This is a genomic window from Cedecea colo, from assembly GCF_011808225.1.
In the GTDB taxonomy this organism is placed as follows: Bacteria; Pseudomonadota; Gammaproteobacteria; order Enterobacterales; family Enterobacteriaceae; genus Dryocola; species Dryocola colo.
Map to the genome: position 1 here is coordinate 21,194 of NZ_SOYS01000004.1, position 18,209 is coordinate 39,402.

Here is an 18,209-nt window from a genome sequence, read left to right on the forward strand (position 1 = left end):
ATTAGCTCTCCCGGCTGCGGGCACACATCATAGTTGCTTCGCAGACAATTTTACCGTCAACGGTAGCCACGCCTTTAAAGCGCGTCAGACCACGGCGGGTTTTTTCGAAAGTTACTTCCATGACCATCTGGTCACCAGGCACAACCGGGCGCTTGAAACGCGCTTCGTCGATACCGGCAAAGTAATAAAGTTCGCCAGGCTCCAGTTTCCCTACGCTTTTGAACGCCAGAATACCGGTGGCCTGCGCCATTGCTTCAAGGATCAAAACGCCCGGGAAAATGGGTTTGCCAGGGAAGTGCCCCTGGAAAAATGGCTCGTTTACAGAGACATTTTTTACTGCGCGTAGAAAACGACCTTCTTCAAAATCCAGAACACGGTCAACCAGCAAGAACGGATAACGGTGCGGCAAAAGCTCTAAAATCTCTTCAATGTGCAGAGTATGAGTGTCGGTAGTCAAAATACTCTTCCTGTCCAAATATACTAAATGACAATAATAACACGGCCTGCGGCTATCAGGAGATAGCTTGCAGGCCGCAAATCAGTCTACTCGTCATACTTCGAGCAGCAGGGGTGTTAGCTGCGCTCACTTACCCGTATCACTTACTTAAGTAAGCTCATCGGGATAAGCTCCCTGGCCGCCTACCTGCAACTCGAATTATTTAGAGTATCTACAAGATGCGTCAAGGGCTGGTGTTGATTAGCTTTGTTGATTGACCTTACGCTCGATGGCTTTTAAGCGTTTGCTCATTTCATCGATATTCATCACCAGGGCGGCGGTTTTACGCCATGCTTTATTCGGTTGTAACGGAATACCTGACGAATAGACTCCGGGTTCGGTTATCGGGCGCATTACCATGCCCATACCGGTCACGGTGACCTTATCGCAGATTTCCATATGACCGTTAATCACGCTGGCGCCGCCAATCATGCAGTAGCGCCCAATTTTGAGGCTGCCGGCCATGATAACGCCGCCCGCGACGGCGGTATTGTCGCCAATCACAACGTTATGTGCAATCTGGCACTGGTTATCAATGATAACACCATTACCAATAATGGTATCGTCCAGCGCGCCACGGTCAATGGTGGTACAGGCGCCAATTTCAACGCGATCGCCCACGATCACGCGGCCAAGCTGGGGGATCTTCACCCAGTTTCCACGATCGTTGGCGTAACCAAAGCCATCCGCACCGATAACCGTGCCCGACTGGATTAAGCAATGCTCACCAATCTGGACTTCGTGGTAGACAGATACGTTCGCCCACAGGCGAGAACCCGCGCCGATTTTGGTATTTTTGCCAACAAAACAGCCGGGACCAATAACGACGTTATCACCCAGCACAACGCCAGATTCGATAACCGCATTGGCGCCAATCGCCACGTTGTTGCCTAACGTCGCAGCCGCATCAACCACTGCGCTCGGCGCAATGTTCTGTGCTGGCTGCGGCGTGGAATCAAGAAGTTGCGCCATGCGGGCATAGGTCAGGTAGGGATTCTTCACTACCAGCGCCGCGCTTTTGGCGAAAGGCAGGTCGGCCTGGGTCATTACGACGGCAGAAGCCTGGCAAGTCGCCAGTTGTTCATGATAACGCGGGTTAACGATGAACGTGATATGGCCTGCCTGCGCCGAATGCATGGATGCAACGCCGGTGATGACGATATCGCCATCACCGTGCAATTCTGCATCCAACTGCTGGGCTAATTCAGCCAGTCGAATTGAAGACATTACTTATTTAACCTGTTTCAGTACATCTGCAGTGATGTCTTTTACGCCGCTACCAGCGTAGGCAACGGTGTTAGTGTCCAGCACTACATCGTAGCCTTTGTCGTCAGCAACTTTCTTCACCGCACTCTGGATACGAGTAACCAGTTTGCCGCGTTCTTCACCGGAACGACGTTGACGATCCTGTTCAAAAGCCTGCGCTTTAGTAGAGAAGGTCTGGCGCTGAGCCATTACGTCTTTTTCCAGCTTGCTGCGCTCGCTGGCTTTCATGGTGGAGCCATCGCGCTGCAGACGTTGCATTTTGGATTGCAGATCGTTTTCCATACCCTGAAGTTCGCTGGCACGGCCTTTGAACTCGTTTTCCAGGGTTTTGGAGACACCCGTGTTCTGTGCAACTTGCTGGAACAGGTTGCCCATGTTTACAACGGCGATACTTTCAGCTGCCTGAACGCTGGCTGATGCAGCCATAGCGATGCCAAGACCTGCGGCAAATAACCACTTTTTCACAATAAACTCCTTACCATCCCATATGTGTCCGAGGACACTGTCTTTTGCGTGCACCAGCCCAGCGTTTGCCGGACCGGTATCAGCGCGTCACTGCTTATTGCGTTCCTTCGCGCAAAACAATTACCAAGTTTTACCAATGTTAAACTGGAACTGTTCTGCTTTGTCGCCATCGTATTTCTTGAACGGCTGAGCATAGGAGAATACCAGCGGCCCCAATGGTGACATCCATTGCAATGCTATACCCGCAGACATACGAATATTGGCTGGGTCACTGTAATCCGGTACTCCAGCGTCTTTCATCTGCGCGGTATTTTCCCAGTTGGTATCCCAGACGGTACCGGCATCCATGAACAGGGACGTACGGACCGAGTTGGCATACTTCTCGCTCAGGAACGGCGTCGGGGTGATCAGCTCAAGGCTTGCCACGCCCATAGCGTTACCACCTACCGCATCGTCAGAATCACATACTTCATTGGATGAAGATTTATTACAGTTATCCGTATCGTTACCGCCGTAGTACACGGCTTTCGGACCGATGTTATTAGACTGGAAACCACGTACCGTACTGGAACCACCGGCGTAGAAGTTTTCATAGAACGGCAGTTCTTTGCCGCCGAATCCATCACCGTAACCCCAACGGGTACGGCCCAACACGACCCAGGTATGGTCTTCGTTGATTGGGAAGTAGCTCGCGGTATCCAGCGTTACTTTATAGAATTCGTTATCCGAGCCTGGGATGGTGACTTTACCGTTCAGGTTGACACGCGAACCGTCCGTCGGGAAGAAACCGCGATCCAGTTTGTTGTATGTCCAACCATAGTTCAGAGTGAAGTCATCAGCAGCAAAACCGTTGTCATCAGACGATCGAGATGTGCTCTGGTCCACAGAATCCAGATAGCGCCACATGGCTACCTGCGGCTGCATATTGGACAGATCGTTATGAACATAACCTAAACCCAGACGCAGGGTGTTATATTCATTAACCGGGAAGCCGAGCGTGCCGTCTACACCATAACTTTTGTTGGTATAGTCGGACAGATCCGCATCATCCGCTTTAAAGTCGTTATAGAACAGTCGACCACCGAGGCTCACGCCATCAACGGTGAAGTACGGGTCAGTAACGGACAGTTCAGCGTAGGTCTGATAGTCGTTCTTGGTGCCGTTGATGCCAACGGAATAACCGGTACCTAACCAGTTATCCTGCTGCACGCCCACCTGGAAGCTCACGCCGCTTTCAGTTCCGTAACCCACACCGAAGTTGAAGCTGCCGGTGTTACGTTCTTTCACTTTATAGACAACGTCTACCTGATCCGGGCTGCCGGACACGCGCTGGGTATCTACGTCAACGGTTTCAAAGTAACCAAGACGATTCAGGCGCTCTTTACCGGCGTCAACCATGTCGCTGCCAAGCCAGGCCCCTTCCATCTGGCGCATTTCGCGACGCAGAACGGAGTCTTTACTGGTGTCGTTACCTTCAAAACGGATCTTACGCACGTAGAAACGGTTACCGGAATCAACGCTGACGTGCAGTTTTACGGTCTTGTCTGCATCGTTGATTTCAGGCTGGGTCTGCACGCGTGGATAGGCATAACCATAACGACCCAAAAGTTTCTTGATGTCGTCTTCCATTTTGGTGACTTTGGTGCCGTTATACAGCTCGCCCGGCTTCAGCTTAGTCAGGCTCTCAATTTCTGCCGAGTGGCCTGCCAGATTGCCGTTCACCGTCACGCCAGCAATCTTGTACTGATCGCCTTCGGTGACGTTAACCGTCACGTAAATGCTTTTCTTGTCCGGCGTCAGGCTAACCTGAGTAGAATCGATGTTAAAACGCGCATAGCCACGATCCAGATAGTAGCTACGCAACGTTTCGAGGTCGCCCGCTAGTTTCTGTTTCTGGTATTTACGATCGCCAACGACGTTCCACCACGGCACTTCATCGCGCAGCTGGAAGTGCGAGATTAACTCCTCGGTAGAAAATGCGTGGTTGCCGACGATGTTGATTTGCTGAATTTTGGCGGAAACGCCTTCCTGGAATACCAGTTTCAGATCGACACGGTTACGCGGCAGCGGCGTAACCACGGCTTTAACGCTGGCACTGTACTTACCAACGCTGTAGTAGAAATCTTCCAGCCCTTTCTCGATATCCGAGAGGGTGGTGCGGTCCAGTGATTCACCGACACGTACGCCAGAAGCCTCAAGGTTCTGCTTAAGCATGTCGTCCTTCACGGACTTGTTACCGGAGAAAGTAATACTCGCGATGGTTGGGCGTTCTTTTACCTGAACGACCAGCGTATCGCCATCACGCAGTACCCGGACATCTTCGAAGTTCCCGGTAGCAAACAGTGAACGGATAGTATTACTGATATCCTCGTCAGAGACGGTATCGCCTGGGCGAACCGGCATGCTGAGGAGGGCCGCACCGACGGCGACTCGCTGCAGGCCTTCGAAATGAATGTCTTTCACTACGAACCCGTCTGCACCGTATACGGTGGCGCTGCTAAACAGCAGCGACGCTATGAGCAACTTTTTCATCGCCATCGTTGTTATGCGTTCTTCCTAACCTAATTCTCTCTAAAACCGAGAGAAATCATTGAAAAGTGCAAGCCCCATTAACATCATCAGCAAAATAGAGCCGATGCGGTAACTAAAGTCTTGAACTCGCTCGGAAACCGGTCCGCCCTTCAGTTTTTCAATCGCCAAAAAGAGCAGATGCCCGCCGTCCAGAACGGGGAGCGGAAACAGGTTGATAATCCCTAAATTGACGCTGATAAGCGCCAGGAACATCAGATAGTAAATCAACCCGAATTCCGCTGACATACCTGCCCCTTGAGCTATGGAGATTGGCCCACTGAGGTTGTTCAGTTTTACGTCACCGGTTATTAATTTCCCCAACATGTTGACCGTCAGCTTCATCAGTTGCCAGGTTTTACCCGTGGCTTCTGCTATCGCGACAAACGGCCCATACTGGCGCACTGTCTTGTACTCATCCGGCAGCGGGATAACCTTTGGTACTACACCCGCAAACCCTTCAGCCTTCGCTTTACCCGGTTTTGTATCCGGTATCAGCGTTAAAGACAAGGGCTGTCCCTGTCTTTCTACTTCAACAGCCAGAGACTGGCCTGGATTATCACGCACCAGGCTGACAAAATCCGTCCACTGGGCGATAACCGCACCGTTGACTTTAACGATCCTGTCTCCGGCTTGCAAACCTGCCTTATTGGCAGCTGATTCAGGTTGAACTTCTGCGAGCACCGTCTCAATTTGCGGGCCGCGCGGTTTGATACCTAACGAGACTACAGGGTCTTCTCTGTCTGGTTCAAACTGCCAGTTTCGCAAATCGAGAGTTTTCTCGCTGGTCTGACTGGTGCCAAAAGGCGCCAGGCTAACGCGCGCGTTTTCATCGCCAATCTTCGCCACCAGAGCAAGGCGAACAGCATCCCAATCAGGCGTTTCGATACCATCTATCGCTTTAAGTTCCGTGCCTGGCGCAATTTGTGCGCTCGCCGCTATCGAGTTGGGTACAATTTCACCAACAACCGGACGCACGGCAGGGACGCCGATGATAAACACCAGCCAGTAAGCAAATACCGCGAAGATAAAGTTGGCAACCGGCCCGGCGGCGATAATAGCCGCGCGCTGGGATACGGTTTTGTTGTTGAAGGCGTAATGGCGTAGCTCCGGGCTAACCGGCTCAACACGCTCATCAAGCATTTTGACATAGCCGCCCAGCGGAATAAGAGCGATAACAAACTCGGTGCCATGGCTATCCAGACGACGCCAGAGCGCTTTACCAAAGCCAATGGAAAAGCGTTCAACGCGCACGCCCATACTGCGGGCAACCCAGAAATGGCCAAACTCGTGCACGGTGATCAAAATACCCAGTGCAACGATAAATGCTGCCAGATTCCAGAGTATGCTCAGCATAAAACCTTCCGTTAAATCGTCCTGAAAACGAGCAAAAGCAGACAGGCAAATACCGGCACCGCCGCCGTCAGACTGTCAATGCGATCCAGAATACCACCATGTCCGGGGATCATGTGACCGCTATCTTTAATCCCTGCTTCACGTTTGAACATACTTTCGGTTAAATCACCCAGTACGGATGCAAGCGCTGCGATAACGGAGCACACCAGCAGGATAGATGGTGCAACGTCCAGATTCGCCCACATGCCGAACATCAATGAGATGACCGCAGAAGTAAACAGCCCGCCGATAAAACCTTGCCAGGTTTTACCCGGAGAAACTTTTGGCGCCAGCTTATGTTTACCGAACATTTTACCGAAGAGGTAAGCGCCGGAGTCAGCCCCCCAAACGAGGATCATAACGTACAGCAGCCACATTGCACCCGTATAGTGGTTGATGTCGTAATGCCAGCTGCGCAGCGCAATCATGCCCCAGAAGAACGGCACGATAGTCAACAAACCGAAGATCAACCGCAGCGTTCTGGAGTTACGCCAGAAAGCCGCAGAAGCTGGATAAAACAGCACCAGCAGCAATGCCGCACTCCACCAGACAAGCGATGCCCAAAGAGAAAATTCAATCAATGGGATATGTACCGTGCGGCGGTATTCGGGTAATGCAAAAAGCATCGCCGCCAGCAGCAGCCCACAAAGTACCGCCAACCATACCCGCTGGGATCGCGCTTTAAATCCAGCCAGTTGTCCCCATTCCCACGCGCTTAACATACACACGACAAGGGTGGTGATAGCAAAACCGACCGGCGGAAGCAGAAACAGCGCGGCAATGACAACAGGTATTAAAATAAACGCAGAAATCAGGCGATACTTCAGCAAAAGTGACCCCCAACAGGCTTATTCGCCACCAGGTGCAGTGCCGCCAAAACGACGCTCTCGATTCGCAAAAGCATTTAGCGCACCTTCAAAGTCTTGTTCATCGAAATCAGGCCAAAGAACATCCGTAAAGTAAAGCTCTGCATAGGCTATCTGCCAAATCAGAAAATTACTGATGCGGTGCTCTCCTCCTGTCCTAATTACTAAATCCACGGGGGCCAGTTCATTCATGCAGATCTGCTGACTGAGCATCTCTTCATCAATCTGGTCCGGGCGCAATAAACCTTCCTGCACCTGCTCGGCGAGATACCGAACTCCCTGAATAATATCCCAACGACCGCCATAATTCGCGGCGATGTTAAGCGTCAAGCCAGTATTTTGACTGGTCAGCGCTTCGGCTTTGTTAATACGTTCCTGCAGGCGCGAGTTAAATCGTCCGGTGTCGCCAATAATCCGCAGGCGGACGTTGTGACGATGTAAGCTCTTGACTTCGCTGTCTAAAGCCCACACAAACAGCTCCATCAACGCGCTCACTTCCTGCGCCGGGCGATTCCAGTTTTCACTGCTAAAGGCATAAAGCGTGAGCGCCTCGATACCGTTATTTGCCGCAAAACTAACGGCCCTACGGACGGATTTCGCTCCCGCTTTATGACCAAAGACCCTCATTTTTCCTTGTCGTTTAGCCCAACGACCATTGCCATCCATAATAATGGCAACATGGCGTGCGCCATGTGCGGATGCGGTTTCGCTTAATTGTTGGTTTGCTGACAACATAACGCGTAATAATTTCCTGATAAGGATTAAGCGGTACTCGAGAATGGCTTCGGTCTTCACACAAAAAAGCCGTGCTATGACACGGCTTCCCACCCTTCTATCAGCCATATCCGATGGAAAGGTGGCGCAGACTATATCACTGAAGCACAACGCTAACAAATGGCGGGACGCCAGCCGATTGAATTATCACCGGTTAGCGACACGCGTCACCAGATTTCTGGCGACTTCACGTGCGGATGCATCCACCGCCTGCACCTCGTCGACGCTTTGTGGCTCCGTCAGGTCAACTTGTTCCAGCACCGCGCGGTTAAGTGCCGCGATATCCGTAAACCGCAGGCGATGGTGCAGGAAGGCATCCACCACAATTTCATTCGCCGCGTTAAGTACGGTCGTCGCCGCCTGCCCCTGCTCAAAAGCTTCAATCGCAAGCTTAAGACAAGGATAGCGGTGATAATCTGGCGCCATAAAGGTAAGGGTGCCAATTTTGCAGAAATCCAGCGGCTCAACGCCCGAAACTACACGTTCCGGAAACGCCATCGCATGGGCGATAGGCGTGCGCATATCTGGTGCGCCCAGCTGTGCCAGCACGCTACCGTCACGGTAACGCACCATTGAGTGGATAACTGACTGCGGGTGGATCAGCACTTCCATTTGTTCGGCGTGAGCATTAAATAGCCAGCGGGCTTCAATATACTCGAGACCTTTGTTCATCATGGTGGCAGAGTCGACGGAGATTTTACGCCCCATCGACCAGTTCGGATGGCTACATGCCTGGTCCGGCGACATTGCCGCCAGCTCGCCAATTGGCGTTTCACGAAACGGGCCACCAGACCCGGTGAGGATAATGGACGAAACGCCATTGTCTTCCAGACCAGCGTATCCCAGGTTTTGTTGAATTGTTTCCGGTAAACTCTGAAAAATCGCGTTATGTTCGCTGTCGATCGGCAATAATTGTGCCCCGCTACGCTGTACGGCATCCATAAACAGACGCCCACAGGTCACCAGCGATTCTTTATTTGCCAGCAGAACTTGCTTTCCCGCAGCGATAGCCGCAAGGGTTGGCAGCAAACCAGCGGCGCCCACGATCGCCGCCATCACCTGATCGACTTCATCCAGCGCGGCCATTTCACAGGCGGCTTTCTGCCCCGCCAGCACCTGAGTTGCACTGCCCTGCTCGCGCAGAATTTCGCGCAGCTGTTTAGCCGACGCCTCATCATCCATCACCGCCCATTTCGGTCGGAATTCCAGACACTGCTCAGCCATGCACGCGACATTCTTCCCGGCGACCAGCGCCGTAACGGAAAACTGCTCGGGATTATGACGGACAACGCTAAGGGTGCTGGTACCGATAGAACCGGTGGAACCGAGGATGGTTAGCTGCTTCATGAAGGACTCTGAATGGTTGTAGTAATAAGGGCAAGTGTGCGGCGGCAAATAAGGCTTGTCTATGCCTTTGAGCTAAAAGCAAAACGCCGTAAACAAAACCCGTGAAGCGAATCACGGCCTGCGTACGGCGTTTAATTTGTCACGGTGACGATTAGAACTGCATCAGCTCAGTTTCTTTATCGCTCAGAGCCGCATCGATTTTCTTGATAGCGGCGTCAGTCATTTTCTGCACGTCGTCCTGCGAGCGACGATCGTCATCTTCACTGATATCTTTATCTTTGAGCAGCGTTTTCACTTTGTCGTTAGCGTCGCGACGCACGTTACGTACCGCAACGCGAGCGCCTTCAGCTTCACCACGAACAACTTTGATCAGGTCTTTACGACGTTCTTCCGTAAGCGCTGGCAGTGGAACACGAATATCGCTGCCGGCGGAGCTTGGATTCAGACCAAGGTCGGAGGTCATGATGGCTTTCTCAACGGCCGGGCTCATGGAGCGGTCGAAGACGTTGATTTTCAGCGTACGGGAATCTTCAACCGTTACGCTTGCCAACTGGCGCAGCGGGGTTGGCGTGCCGTAGTATTCCACTACGATGCCATCCAGCAGGCTTGGGGAAGCACGGCCAGTACGCACTTTGCTAATTTGGGTTTTGAACGCTTCAACGCATTTTTCCATGCGCACTTCAGCATCTTTTCTGATATCGCTAATCACGTTACGAATCCTTGAAAACTGGTTTAAGGCAGACCACGCTTACCACCGCAGCACTCGTGCTGCGAGCTAAGTATAGCCCTGTTTATTCTTAGCTGGTGTTAAAACCAAATCTTACCCTGATTAAGCTGCGAGCGAAATTACTCGGTAATCAGAGTGCCTTCTTTTTCACCCATAACCACGCGGCGCAGCGCGCCCGGCTTATTCATATTGAACACACGAATCGGCAATTTATGATCACGAGCCAGGGTAAAGGCGGCCAGATCCATCACTTTCAGCTCTTTATCCAGCACTTCCGTATAGGTCAGTTGCTCATAAAGGGTTGCTGTAGGATCTTTTACCGGATCGGCTGTGAACACGCCGTCTACTTTGGTAGCTTTCAACACGACATCCGCTTCGATTTCAATGCCGCGCAGGCAAGCGGCAGAATCCGTGGTAAAGAATGGGTTACCGGTACCGGCAGCCAGAATCACTACGCGGTTATTACGCAGCAGGCTGATTGCTTCGGCCCAGCTGTAGTTATCGCACACGCCGTTTAACGGGATAGCGGACATCAGGCGGGCGTTCACATAGGCGCGATGGAGCGCGTCGCGCATCGCCAGGCCGTTCATCACGGTCGCCAGCATGCCCATGTGGTCGCCCACAACACGGTTCATGCCGGCTTTCGCCAGGCCCGCTCCGCGGAATAAGTTGCCACCGCCAATTACCACCCCGACCTGAATACCCAGTTCAACCAGCTCTTTAATTTCCTGAGCCATACGGTCCAGTATGCTCGCATCAATCCCAAAACCTTCGGTGCCCTGCAGGGCCTCGCCGCTCAGCTTAAGTAGAATGCGTTTATAGACGGGTTTTGCGTTGGTAGCCATGTTTCTTTCCTGAGAACAGTAAACGTTTGGGGATGGAGAATTCTGGCGACATTGTGTCGCATATCAGCAAGAACTGTATCAGATCAGACTGATATTTAAGGCTGGATAAAAAGGAACCGCCAACTGGCGGCTCCTTTTTTAACATTAAGACTGCTTGGACATTGCAGCAACTTCTGCTGCGAAGTCAGTCTCAACTTTCTGGATGCCTTCGCCCACTTCAAAGCGGATGAAGTTAGTTACGTCGGCATTGTGCTCTTTCAGGAACTGACCCACGGTTTTGCTTGGGTCAATAACGAAAGGCTGGCCGGTCAGAGAAACTTCGCCGGTGAATTTCTTCATGCGGCCTTCAACCATTTTCTCTGCGATTTCTTTTGGCTTGCCGGACTGCATGGCGATGTCCAGTTGAACCTGGTACTCTTTCTCTACCACTTCAGCAGACACATCTTCAGGCTTAACGAATTCAGGCTTGCTCGCTGCAACGTGCATTGCAATTTGCTTAACCAGATCTTCGCTTGCGCCTTTAGCTGCAATCAGAACGCCGATACGTGCGCCGTGCAGGTAGCTACCCAGCACTTCGCCTTCAAGAGAAGCAACGCGGCGAATGTTGATGTTTTCACCGATCTTGGCGACCAGCGCTACACGCTCTTCTTCGAACTGGGCTTTCAGCACTTCAACGTCGGTGATTTTGCCAGCAACGGCCGCATCCAGCACTTTGTCAGCGAACGCCTGGAAACCGCTATCTTTAGCAACGAAGTCGGTCTGGCAGTTAACTTCCAGAATCACGCCGTAGTTGCCTTCGATTTTGGTTTTGATCACGCCGTCAGCAGCTACGTTGCCTGCTTTCTTAGCAGCTTTGATAGCGCCAGATTTACGCATGTTTTCGATTGCCAGCTCGATGTCGCCGTTAGCTTCAGTCAGCGCTTTTTTGCAATCCATCATGCCTGCGCCAGTACGCTCACGCAGTTCTTTTACCAGAGCAGCGGTAATTTCAGCCATTCTTTAATCCTCGGTTATCTCGTGAAGAGAGATAAGCCCTGGTTCACGTGTTGGCGAACCCTGGCTCAAAATAAAAAGGGGGCCTGAGACAGGCCCCCTAACCAAACTATGCAATACCTGGTTAATAAGGGCTCGAAAGAGCGAACCTTATTATTCAGCTTCTACGAAGCTTTCTTCTGCCTGAGCAGCCAGATCCTGAGAACGGCCTTCACGCACGGTAGCTGCAACAGCACCCAGGTACAGAGTAACAGCGCGGATTGCGTCGTCGTTACCTGGGATTACGAAATCAACGCCATCTGGATCGGAGTTGGTATCAACGATAGAGAACACTGGGATACCCAGGTTGTTAGCTTCTTTGATAGCAATGTGTTCGTGATCGGCATCGATGACGAACAGAGCATCCGGCAGGCCGCCCATGTCTTTGATACCGCCCAGGCTGTTTTCCAGCTTGTCCAGTTCACGGGTGCGCATCAGCGCTTCTTTCTTGGTCAGTTTGTCGAAGGTACCGTCCTGAGACTGAGTTTCCAGATCTTTCAGACGTTTGATGGACTGACGAACGGTTTTCCAGTTAGTCAGCATACCGCCCAACCAGCGATGGTTCACGAAGAACTGATCGCAGCTCAGAGCAGCTTCTTTTACTGGTTCGCTTGCAGCGCGCTTAGTACCAACGAAAAGGATTTTACCTTTACGAGAAGAAATCTTGCTCAGCTCAGCCAGGGCTTCGTTGAACATTGGAACGGTTTTCTCAAGGTTGATGATGTGAACTTTGTTACGTGCGCCGAAGATGAAAGGCTTCATTTTCGGGTTCCAGTAACGGGTCTGGTGACCAAAGTGAACACCAGCCTTGAGCATGTCGCGCATGGAAACAGTTGCCATGTTTAAAACCTCTATATAGTGATTGGGGTTAAGCCTCCACGTATCCCATATTACCGACCCCTGAGGGCACCCCGGAATATGTGCCGATACGTGTGTGTTATTTACACAAAGTGAGAGTGTTGGCCGTACACCGAAAATCGGCAGAACAGTCCGGCGCGCTTTATACCACAAAAGAGACTCTGACTCCAATAGTTGTTAGCAGACGCGGCGACTGTCCATTCTCAATTTGGCAGCGATCGTACGCCCTGATACCATTAACGTACACCTGCTCAATTATTGTCGAAAAGTCGACGCTTGCGGACCAAATTAATGGCTATTTCAATTAAAACACCTGAAGAAATCGAAAAAATGCGCGTCGCGGGCGCGCTTGCCGCTGAAGTGCTGGAAATGATCGAAGCGCACGTCAAGCCTGGCGTGACCACCGGCGAACTTGACCGTATCTGTGATGATTACATTGTAAATAAACAGCATGCGGTCTCCGCATGTCTGGGCTATCACGGCTTCCCGAAGTCCGTGTGCATCTCTATTAACGAGGTGGTTTGTCACGGTATTCCGGACGACGAAAAAGTCCTGAAAGATGGCGATATCGTCAATATCGACGTGACCGTTATCAAAGACGAGTATCACGGCGACACCTCTAAAATGTTCATCGTCGGCAAACCGACGATTCTGGGCGAGCGCCTGTGCCGTATCACTCAGGAAAGCCTCTATCTGGCGCTGCGTATGGTCAAGCCGGGCATTCGTCTGCGCACCCTGGGCGCGGCAATTCAGAAATTCGTTGAAGCGGAAGGCTTCTCCGTCGTGCGCGAATACTGCGGTCACGGCATTGGGCGCGTCTTCCACGAAGAGCCGCAGGTTTTGCATTACGATGCGGATGACGGCGGCGTGGTACTGCAACCAGGCATGACCTTCACCATTGAACCGATGGTCAACGCGGGCGATTACCGCATCCGCACCATGAAAGACGGCTGGACGGTGAAAACCAAAGATCGCAGCTTGTCTGCACAATACGAGCATACTATTGTGGTGACGGATAACGGCTGCGAAATTCTGACGTTGCGCAAGGATGACACCATCCCGAACGTCATTTCGCATAACGACTGATTCTCCTGGCGCAAGTCAGCAATCAAAGCCGGCTTAATTTAGCGACACCGCACCGAAAAAGATGGTTTTCGGTGCGGTGGGTAAACCAGAAGACATTATTCTTTGTTTTTATCAGAACTGCGGGCAGAACTTTTAAATACAGCGAGCTTTGTTAATGGTCTGAGCCGGCCAGTGCCGGCTTTTTTTATGGATGTCGGAACATGACCCAGAGTTTACCCGAGCAGTATGCCAACGCCGTGCTTCCTGAGATTTCCGGGCAACCTGATTATCCCGCAAGCTGGCCTGAGACCGAGCTCACCTGCGGCCAGATCAAAACGCATATCGACAAATTTCAGCGCTGGCTTGGCGAGGCTTTCGATAACGGCATTTCCGCCGAGCAGCTAATCGATGCCCGCACAGAATTTATTGACCAGCTGCTGCAGCGGCTCTGGCTGTTCTACGGCTTTGGCGAAGTGCCGGAAGCCGCGCTGGTTGCCGTCGGCGGTTACGGACGGGGTGAACTACATCCGCTTTCGGATATCGATTTATTAATCCTCAGCCGTAAACGTTTGACCGACCCCCAGGCGCAAAAAATCGGCGAGCTGCTTACGCTGCTGTGGGACATAAAGCTCGAAGTCGGCCACAGCGTGCGCACGCTCGAAGAGTGCCTGCTGGAAGGGCTTTCAGATTTAACCGTCGCCACCAACCTTATCGAAACTCGCCTGCTGATTGGCGATGTTGCCCTGTTCCTCGAGCTACAAAAACATATCTTCAGCGACGGCTTCTGGCCGTCGGCTAAGTTTTTTGCCGCCAAGATCGACGAGCAGGAAGAACGCCACCGACGCTATCACGGCACCAGCTATAATCTGGAGCCGGACATTAAAAGCAGCCCCGGCGGCCTGCGCGACATCCACACGCTGCAATGGGTCGCCCGCCGCCATTTCGGGGCGACGTCGATGAGCGAAATGGTCGGCTTCGGCTTTTTAACCGAGGCCGAACGCAAAGAGCTGGACGAGTGTCAGCATCTGCTCTGGCGCATTCGCTTCGCTCTGCATTTAGAAATGAACCGCTACGATAACCGCCTGCTGTTTGACCGGCAGCTCAGCGTCGCTCAGCGCCTGAACTACAGTGGCGAAGGCAACGAGCCGGTTGAGCACATGATGAAAGACTTCTACCGCGTCACACGCCGCGTTGGCGAGCTTAATCAGATGCTGTTGCAGCTTTTCGACGAAGCGATTCTCGCGCTTGATGCCAGCGAAAAACCGCGCCCGCTGGACGATGATTTTCAGCTACGCGGCACGCTTATCGATCTGCGCGACGAAACGCTGTTTATGCGCGAGCCGCAGGCCATCCTGCGTATGTTTTATATGATGGTGCGCAACCGCGACATCACCGGTATTTACTCCACATCCTTGCGTCATCTGCGCCACGCCCGCCGTCATTTAAACCAGCCTTTATGTTATATCCCCGAGGCGCGTGGGCTGTTTCTTGCGATACTGCGCCATCCGGGAGCCGTAAGCCGCGCGCTTGTACCTATGCATCGTCACAGCGTGCTGTGGGCGTACATGCCGCAGTGGTCGCATATCGTCGGCCAGATGCAATTCGATCTGTTTCACGCCTACACCGTTGATGAGCACACCATTCGTGTGCTGCAAAAGCTCGAAAGCTTCTCGAAAGAAGAAACGCGCCAGCAGCACCCGCTGTGTGTCGATCTCTGGCCACGCCTCGCCCATCCGGAACTTATTCTGATTGCCGCCCTGTTCCACGATATCGCCAAAGGGCGAGGTGGCGATCACTCGGTGCTGGGCGCGCAGGACATATTAAAATTTGCCGAGCTGCACGGCCTGAACTCAAGAGAAACTCAGCTTGTCGCCTGGCTTGTTCGTCAGCATCTGCTGATGTCCGTTACCGCCCAGCGCCGTGATATTCAGGACCCGGAAGTCATCAAGCAGTTCGCTAAAGAAGTTCAAACGGAAAACCGCCTGCGCTATCTGGTTTGCCTGACGGTGGCGGATATCTGCGCCACCAACGAAACCCTGTGGAATAGCTGGAAACAAAGCCTGCTGCGCGAGCTGTACTTCGCCACCGAAAAACAGCTGCGTCGGGGAATGCAAAACAGCCCGGACATGCGTGCGCGCGTGCGCCACCATCAGCTTCAGGCGCTCGCACTGCTGAGAATGGACAATATCAACGAAGAGGCGCTGCATAACATCTGGCGACGCTGCCGGGCCAACTACTTTGTTCGCCATACGCCGAACCAACTGGCCTGGCATGCACGCCACCTGCTACAGCACGACCTTGAGCAGCCGATGATCCTGCTAAGCCCGCAGGCAACGCGCGGCGGAACGGAGATATTTATCTGGAGTCCGGACCGCCCTTACCTGTTTGCCGCCGTTTGCGCTGAACTGGACAGGCGTAACCTGAGCGTTCACGATGCGCAGATCTTTACCACCCGCGACGGTATGGCGATGGACTCCTTTATCGTACTGGAGCCGGACGGCAGCCCGCTCTCCGGCGATCGCCACGAATTAATTCGTCAGAGTCTGGAACAGGCGATCACCCAAAGCAGCTGGCAGCCGCCGCAGCCACGCCGCCAGTCGGCGAAACTGCGCCACTTTACCGTTGATACCGAGGTGAATTTCCTGCCAACACATACCGACAGGCGCACCTTCCTGGAGCTGATTGCGCTCGATCAGCCAGGATTACTGGCGCGCGTCGGGGAAGTGTTTGCCGATCTGGGGATTTCGCTGCACGGGGCGAGAATTACGACGATTGGCGAGCGAGTAGAAGATTTATTTATAATCGCCACCGCCGACCGGCGTGCGCTTAATAATGAGCTGCAACAAGAGGTGCAGCAACGGTTGACAGCGGCCCTTAATCCAAACGATAAATAACAATCTTTTTAATTTTACCCTTTAGCATTCGCATTGCAGCCAACATCCCGGCAGCCTGAAGGATAAAGGGTAATGTCACAATCAGGAAAACGTTAACAATGCAGCAGCTACAAAATGTAATTGAGTCCGCTTTCGAGCGCCGCGCCGATATCACTCCGGCAAACGTAGATACCGTGACACGCGTTGCGGTAAACCAGGTTATCTCCCTGCTCGACAGCGGTGCGCTGCGCGTTGCTGAAAAGATTGATGGTCAGTGGGTAACCCACCAGTGGCTAAAAAAAGCCGTACTGCTTTCCTTCCGTATTAATGACAACCAGGTCATGGAAGGCGCAGAAAGCCGCTACTTTGATAAGGTGCCGATGAAATTCACCGACTACGACGAAGCGCGCTTCCAGAAAGAGGGTTTCCGCGTTGTGCCGCCAGCGGCAGTACGCCAGGGCGCATTCATCGCCCGCAACACCGTGCTGATGCCTTCTTATGTGAACATCGGCGCATACGTTGATGAAGGCTCCATGGTTGATACATGGGCAACCGTCGGTTCTTGTGCGCAGATCGGTAAAAACGTGCACCTGTCCGGCGGCGTAGGCATCGGCGGCGTTCTGGAGCCGCTGCAGGCAAACCCAACCATCATCGAAGACAACTGCTTCATCGGCGCGCGTTCAGAAGTTGTGGAAGGCGTTATCGTTGAAGAAGGTTCCGTTATCTCCATGGGCGTATACATCGGCCAGAGCACCCGTATTTACGATCGTGAAACCGGCGAGGTGCATTATGGCCGCGTACCGGCGGGCTCCGTAGTCGTTTCCGGTAACCTGCCGTCCAAAGACGGCAAATACAGCCTGTACTGTGCGGTTATCGTGAAAAAAGTAGACGCTAAAACGCGTGGAAAAGTGGGTATTAACGAACTGCTTCGTACCATCGACTAAAATAAATGTTCAAAAGGCGGGTTACTCCGCCTTTTTGACATTCAGGACTGGCGGAAAAGGAATTTTCCGTTGATTATCTATAGGTTAATGATATCGAAAAGGTAACGCTATGTACGATAACCTGAAAAGTCTGGGTATTACCAATCCTGATGAAATCGATCGTTACAGCCTCCGGCAGGAAGCCAACAACGATATCCTGAAAATCTATTTCCAGAAGGATAAGGGCGAGTTCTTTGCCAAAAGCGTGAAGTTTAAATATCCGCGCCAGCGCAAGACCATTATCGCCGATGGCGTAGGGCAGGGTTACAAAGAAGTGCAGGAGATAAGCCCTAACCTGCGCTATGTGATTGACGAATTAGATCAGCTCTGTCAGCGAGATCGCACCGAGGTGGATCTGAAACGTAAGATCCTTGACGATTTGCGTCATCTGGAATCGGTAGTGACCAATAAGATCGCAGAAATTGAAGCCGATCTGGAAAAGCTCACCCGCAATAAATAGTCCTGTAAGGGCCGGATCCCCGGCCCTTGATATTGCTCTGCCAAAGAAGGAAAAAGCGTGGTTTCTCCTTCTTTGTTACCGATTTGCCGAAAATCAACGAATTGATTTTCCCGCTGGTTTTTGGAAGCCAGGTTCAGGATCTTGCAGACCATGAGCTTTATCATCTGTCTGAAGGGCCGGTTCCCCGGC

Annotated in this window: 16 protein-coding genes; 4 read left to right on the forward strand and 12 right to left on the reverse strand. The window is 52.4% G+C overall.

Annotated elements, in window-relative coordinates; genetic code table 11:
* Position 1: 1 nt before the first annotated feature.
* From fabZ to rpsB, 12 genes are all read right to left on the reverse strand, one after another.
* On the reverse strand, positions 2-457 hold the full coding sequence (fabZ, locus tag E2L00_RS10510; protein ID WP_121264562.1) for a 3-hydroxyacyl-ACP dehydratase FabZ: 456 nt from the start codon (positions 455-457) through the stop codon (positions 2-4).
* Positions 458-697: 240 nt separating this feature from the next.
* A complete protein-coding gene (gene lpxD, locus E2L00_RS10515) occupies positions 698-1,723 on the reverse strand; it encodes a UDP-3-O-(3-hydroxymyristoyl)glucosamine N-acyltransferase (protein ID WP_167610869.1) in 1,026 nt (341 codons plus the stop codon).
* Positions 1,724-1,726: 3 nt separating this feature from the next.
* On the reverse strand, positions 1,727-2,227 hold the full coding sequence (gene skp, locus E2L00_RS10520) for a molecular chaperone Skp (RefSeq protein ID WP_167610872.1): 501 nt from the start codon (positions 2,225-2,227) through the stop codon (positions 1,727-1,729).
* Between the two features lie 120 nt (positions 2,228-2,347).
* The gene (bamA, locus tag E2L00_RS10525) at positions 2,348-4,765 is read right to left on the reverse strand and encodes an outer membrane protein assembly factor BamA (protein ID WP_167610875.1); all 2,418 of its coding nucleotides are present in this window, start codon (positions 4,763-4,765) and stop codon (positions 2,348-2,350) included.
* 33 nt (positions 4,766-4,798) lie between these two features.
* Entirely contained in the window at positions 4,799-6,151 is a 1,353-nt protein-coding gene (gene rseP, locus E2L00_RS10530; protein ID WP_167610878.1) for a sigma E protease regulator RseP, read from the reverse strand.
* Between the two features lie 11 nt (positions 6,152-6,162).
* The gene (gene cdsA / locus E2L00_RS10535) at positions 6,163-7,020 is read right to left on the reverse strand and encodes a phosphatidate cytidylyltransferase (protein WP_167610881.1); all 858 of its coding nucleotides are present in this window, start codon (positions 7,018-7,020) and stop codon (positions 6,163-6,165) included.
* An 18-nt stretch (positions 7,021-7,038) separates the two neighbouring features.
* A complete protein-coding gene (gene ispU, locus E2L00_RS10540) occupies positions 7,039-7,791 on the reverse strand; it encodes a (2E,6E)-farnesyl-diphosphate-specific ditrans,polycis-undecaprenyl-diphosphate synthase (RefSeq protein ID WP_167611653.1) in 753 nt (250 codons plus the stop codon).
* Positions 7,792-7,977: 186 nt separating this feature from the next.
* Complete coding sequence (ispC, locus tag E2L00_RS10545; protein WP_167610884.1) at positions 7,978-9,177, reverse strand: 1-deoxy-D-xylulose-5-phosphate reductoisomerase; 1,200 nt, start codon at positions 9,175-9,177, stop codon at positions 7,978-7,980.
* A 151-nt stretch (positions 9,178-9,328) separates the two neighbouring features.
* Positions 9,329-9,886: a ribosome recycling factor gene (gene frr / locus E2L00_RS10550; RefSeq protein ID WP_167610887.1), complete on the reverse strand. Its 558-nt coding sequence runs from the start codon at positions 9,884-9,886 to the stop codon at positions 9,329-9,331.
* A gap of 137 nt (positions 9,887-10,023) precedes the next feature.
* Complete coding sequence (gene pyrH, locus E2L00_RS10555; RefSeq protein WP_034460858.1) at positions 10,024-10,749, reverse strand: UMP kinase; 726 nt, start codon at positions 10,747-10,749, stop codon at positions 10,024-10,026.
* Positions 10,750-10,893: 144 nt separating this feature from the next.
* Positions 10,894-11,745: a translation elongation factor Ts gene (gene tsf, locus E2L00_RS10560; RefSeq protein WP_167610890.1), complete on the reverse strand. Its 852-nt coding sequence runs from the start codon at positions 11,743-11,745 to the stop codon at positions 10,894-10,896.
* Positions 11,746-11,895: 150 nt separating this feature from the next.
* Positions 11,896-12,621 (reverse strand): 30S ribosomal protein S2, encoded by a 726-nt coding sequence (gene rpsB, locus E2L00_RS10565; protein WP_167610893.1) that lies wholly within the window; start codon positions 12,619-12,621, stop codon positions 11,896-11,898.
* A gap of 309 nt (positions 12,622-12,930) precedes the next feature.
* Between rpsB and map the strand changes: the two genes are divergently transcribed.
* From map to E2L00_RS10585, 4 genes are all read left to right on the forward strand, one after another.
* The gene (gene map / locus E2L00_RS10570) at positions 12,931-13,725 is read left to right on the forward strand and encodes a type I methionyl aminopeptidase (protein WP_167610895.1); all 795 of its coding nucleotides are present in this window, start codon (positions 12,931-12,933) and stop codon (positions 13,723-13,725) included.
* Between the two features lie 200 nt (positions 13,726-13,925).
* The gene (glnD, locus tag E2L00_RS10575) at positions 13,926-16,598 is read left to right on the forward strand and encodes a bifunctional uridylyltransferase/uridylyl-removing protein GlnD (protein WP_167610898.1); all 2,673 of its coding nucleotides are present in this window, start codon (positions 13,926-13,928) and stop codon (positions 16,596-16,598) included.
* 98 nt (positions 16,599-16,696) lie between these two features.
* Positions 16,697-17,521: a 2,3,4,5-tetrahydropyridine-2,6-dicarboxylate N-succinyltransferase gene (gene dapD / locus E2L00_RS10580; RefSeq protein ID WP_167610901.1), complete on the forward strand. Its 825-nt coding sequence runs from the start codon at positions 16,697-16,699 to the stop codon at positions 17,519-17,521.
* Between the two features lie 109 nt (positions 17,522-17,630).
* Positions 17,631-18,020 (forward strand): DUF3461 family protein, encoded by a 390-nt coding sequence (locus E2L00_RS10585; protein ID WP_167610904.1) that lies wholly within the window; start codon positions 17,631-17,633, stop codon positions 18,018-18,020.
* Positions 18,021-18,209 lie beyond the last annotated feature (189 nt).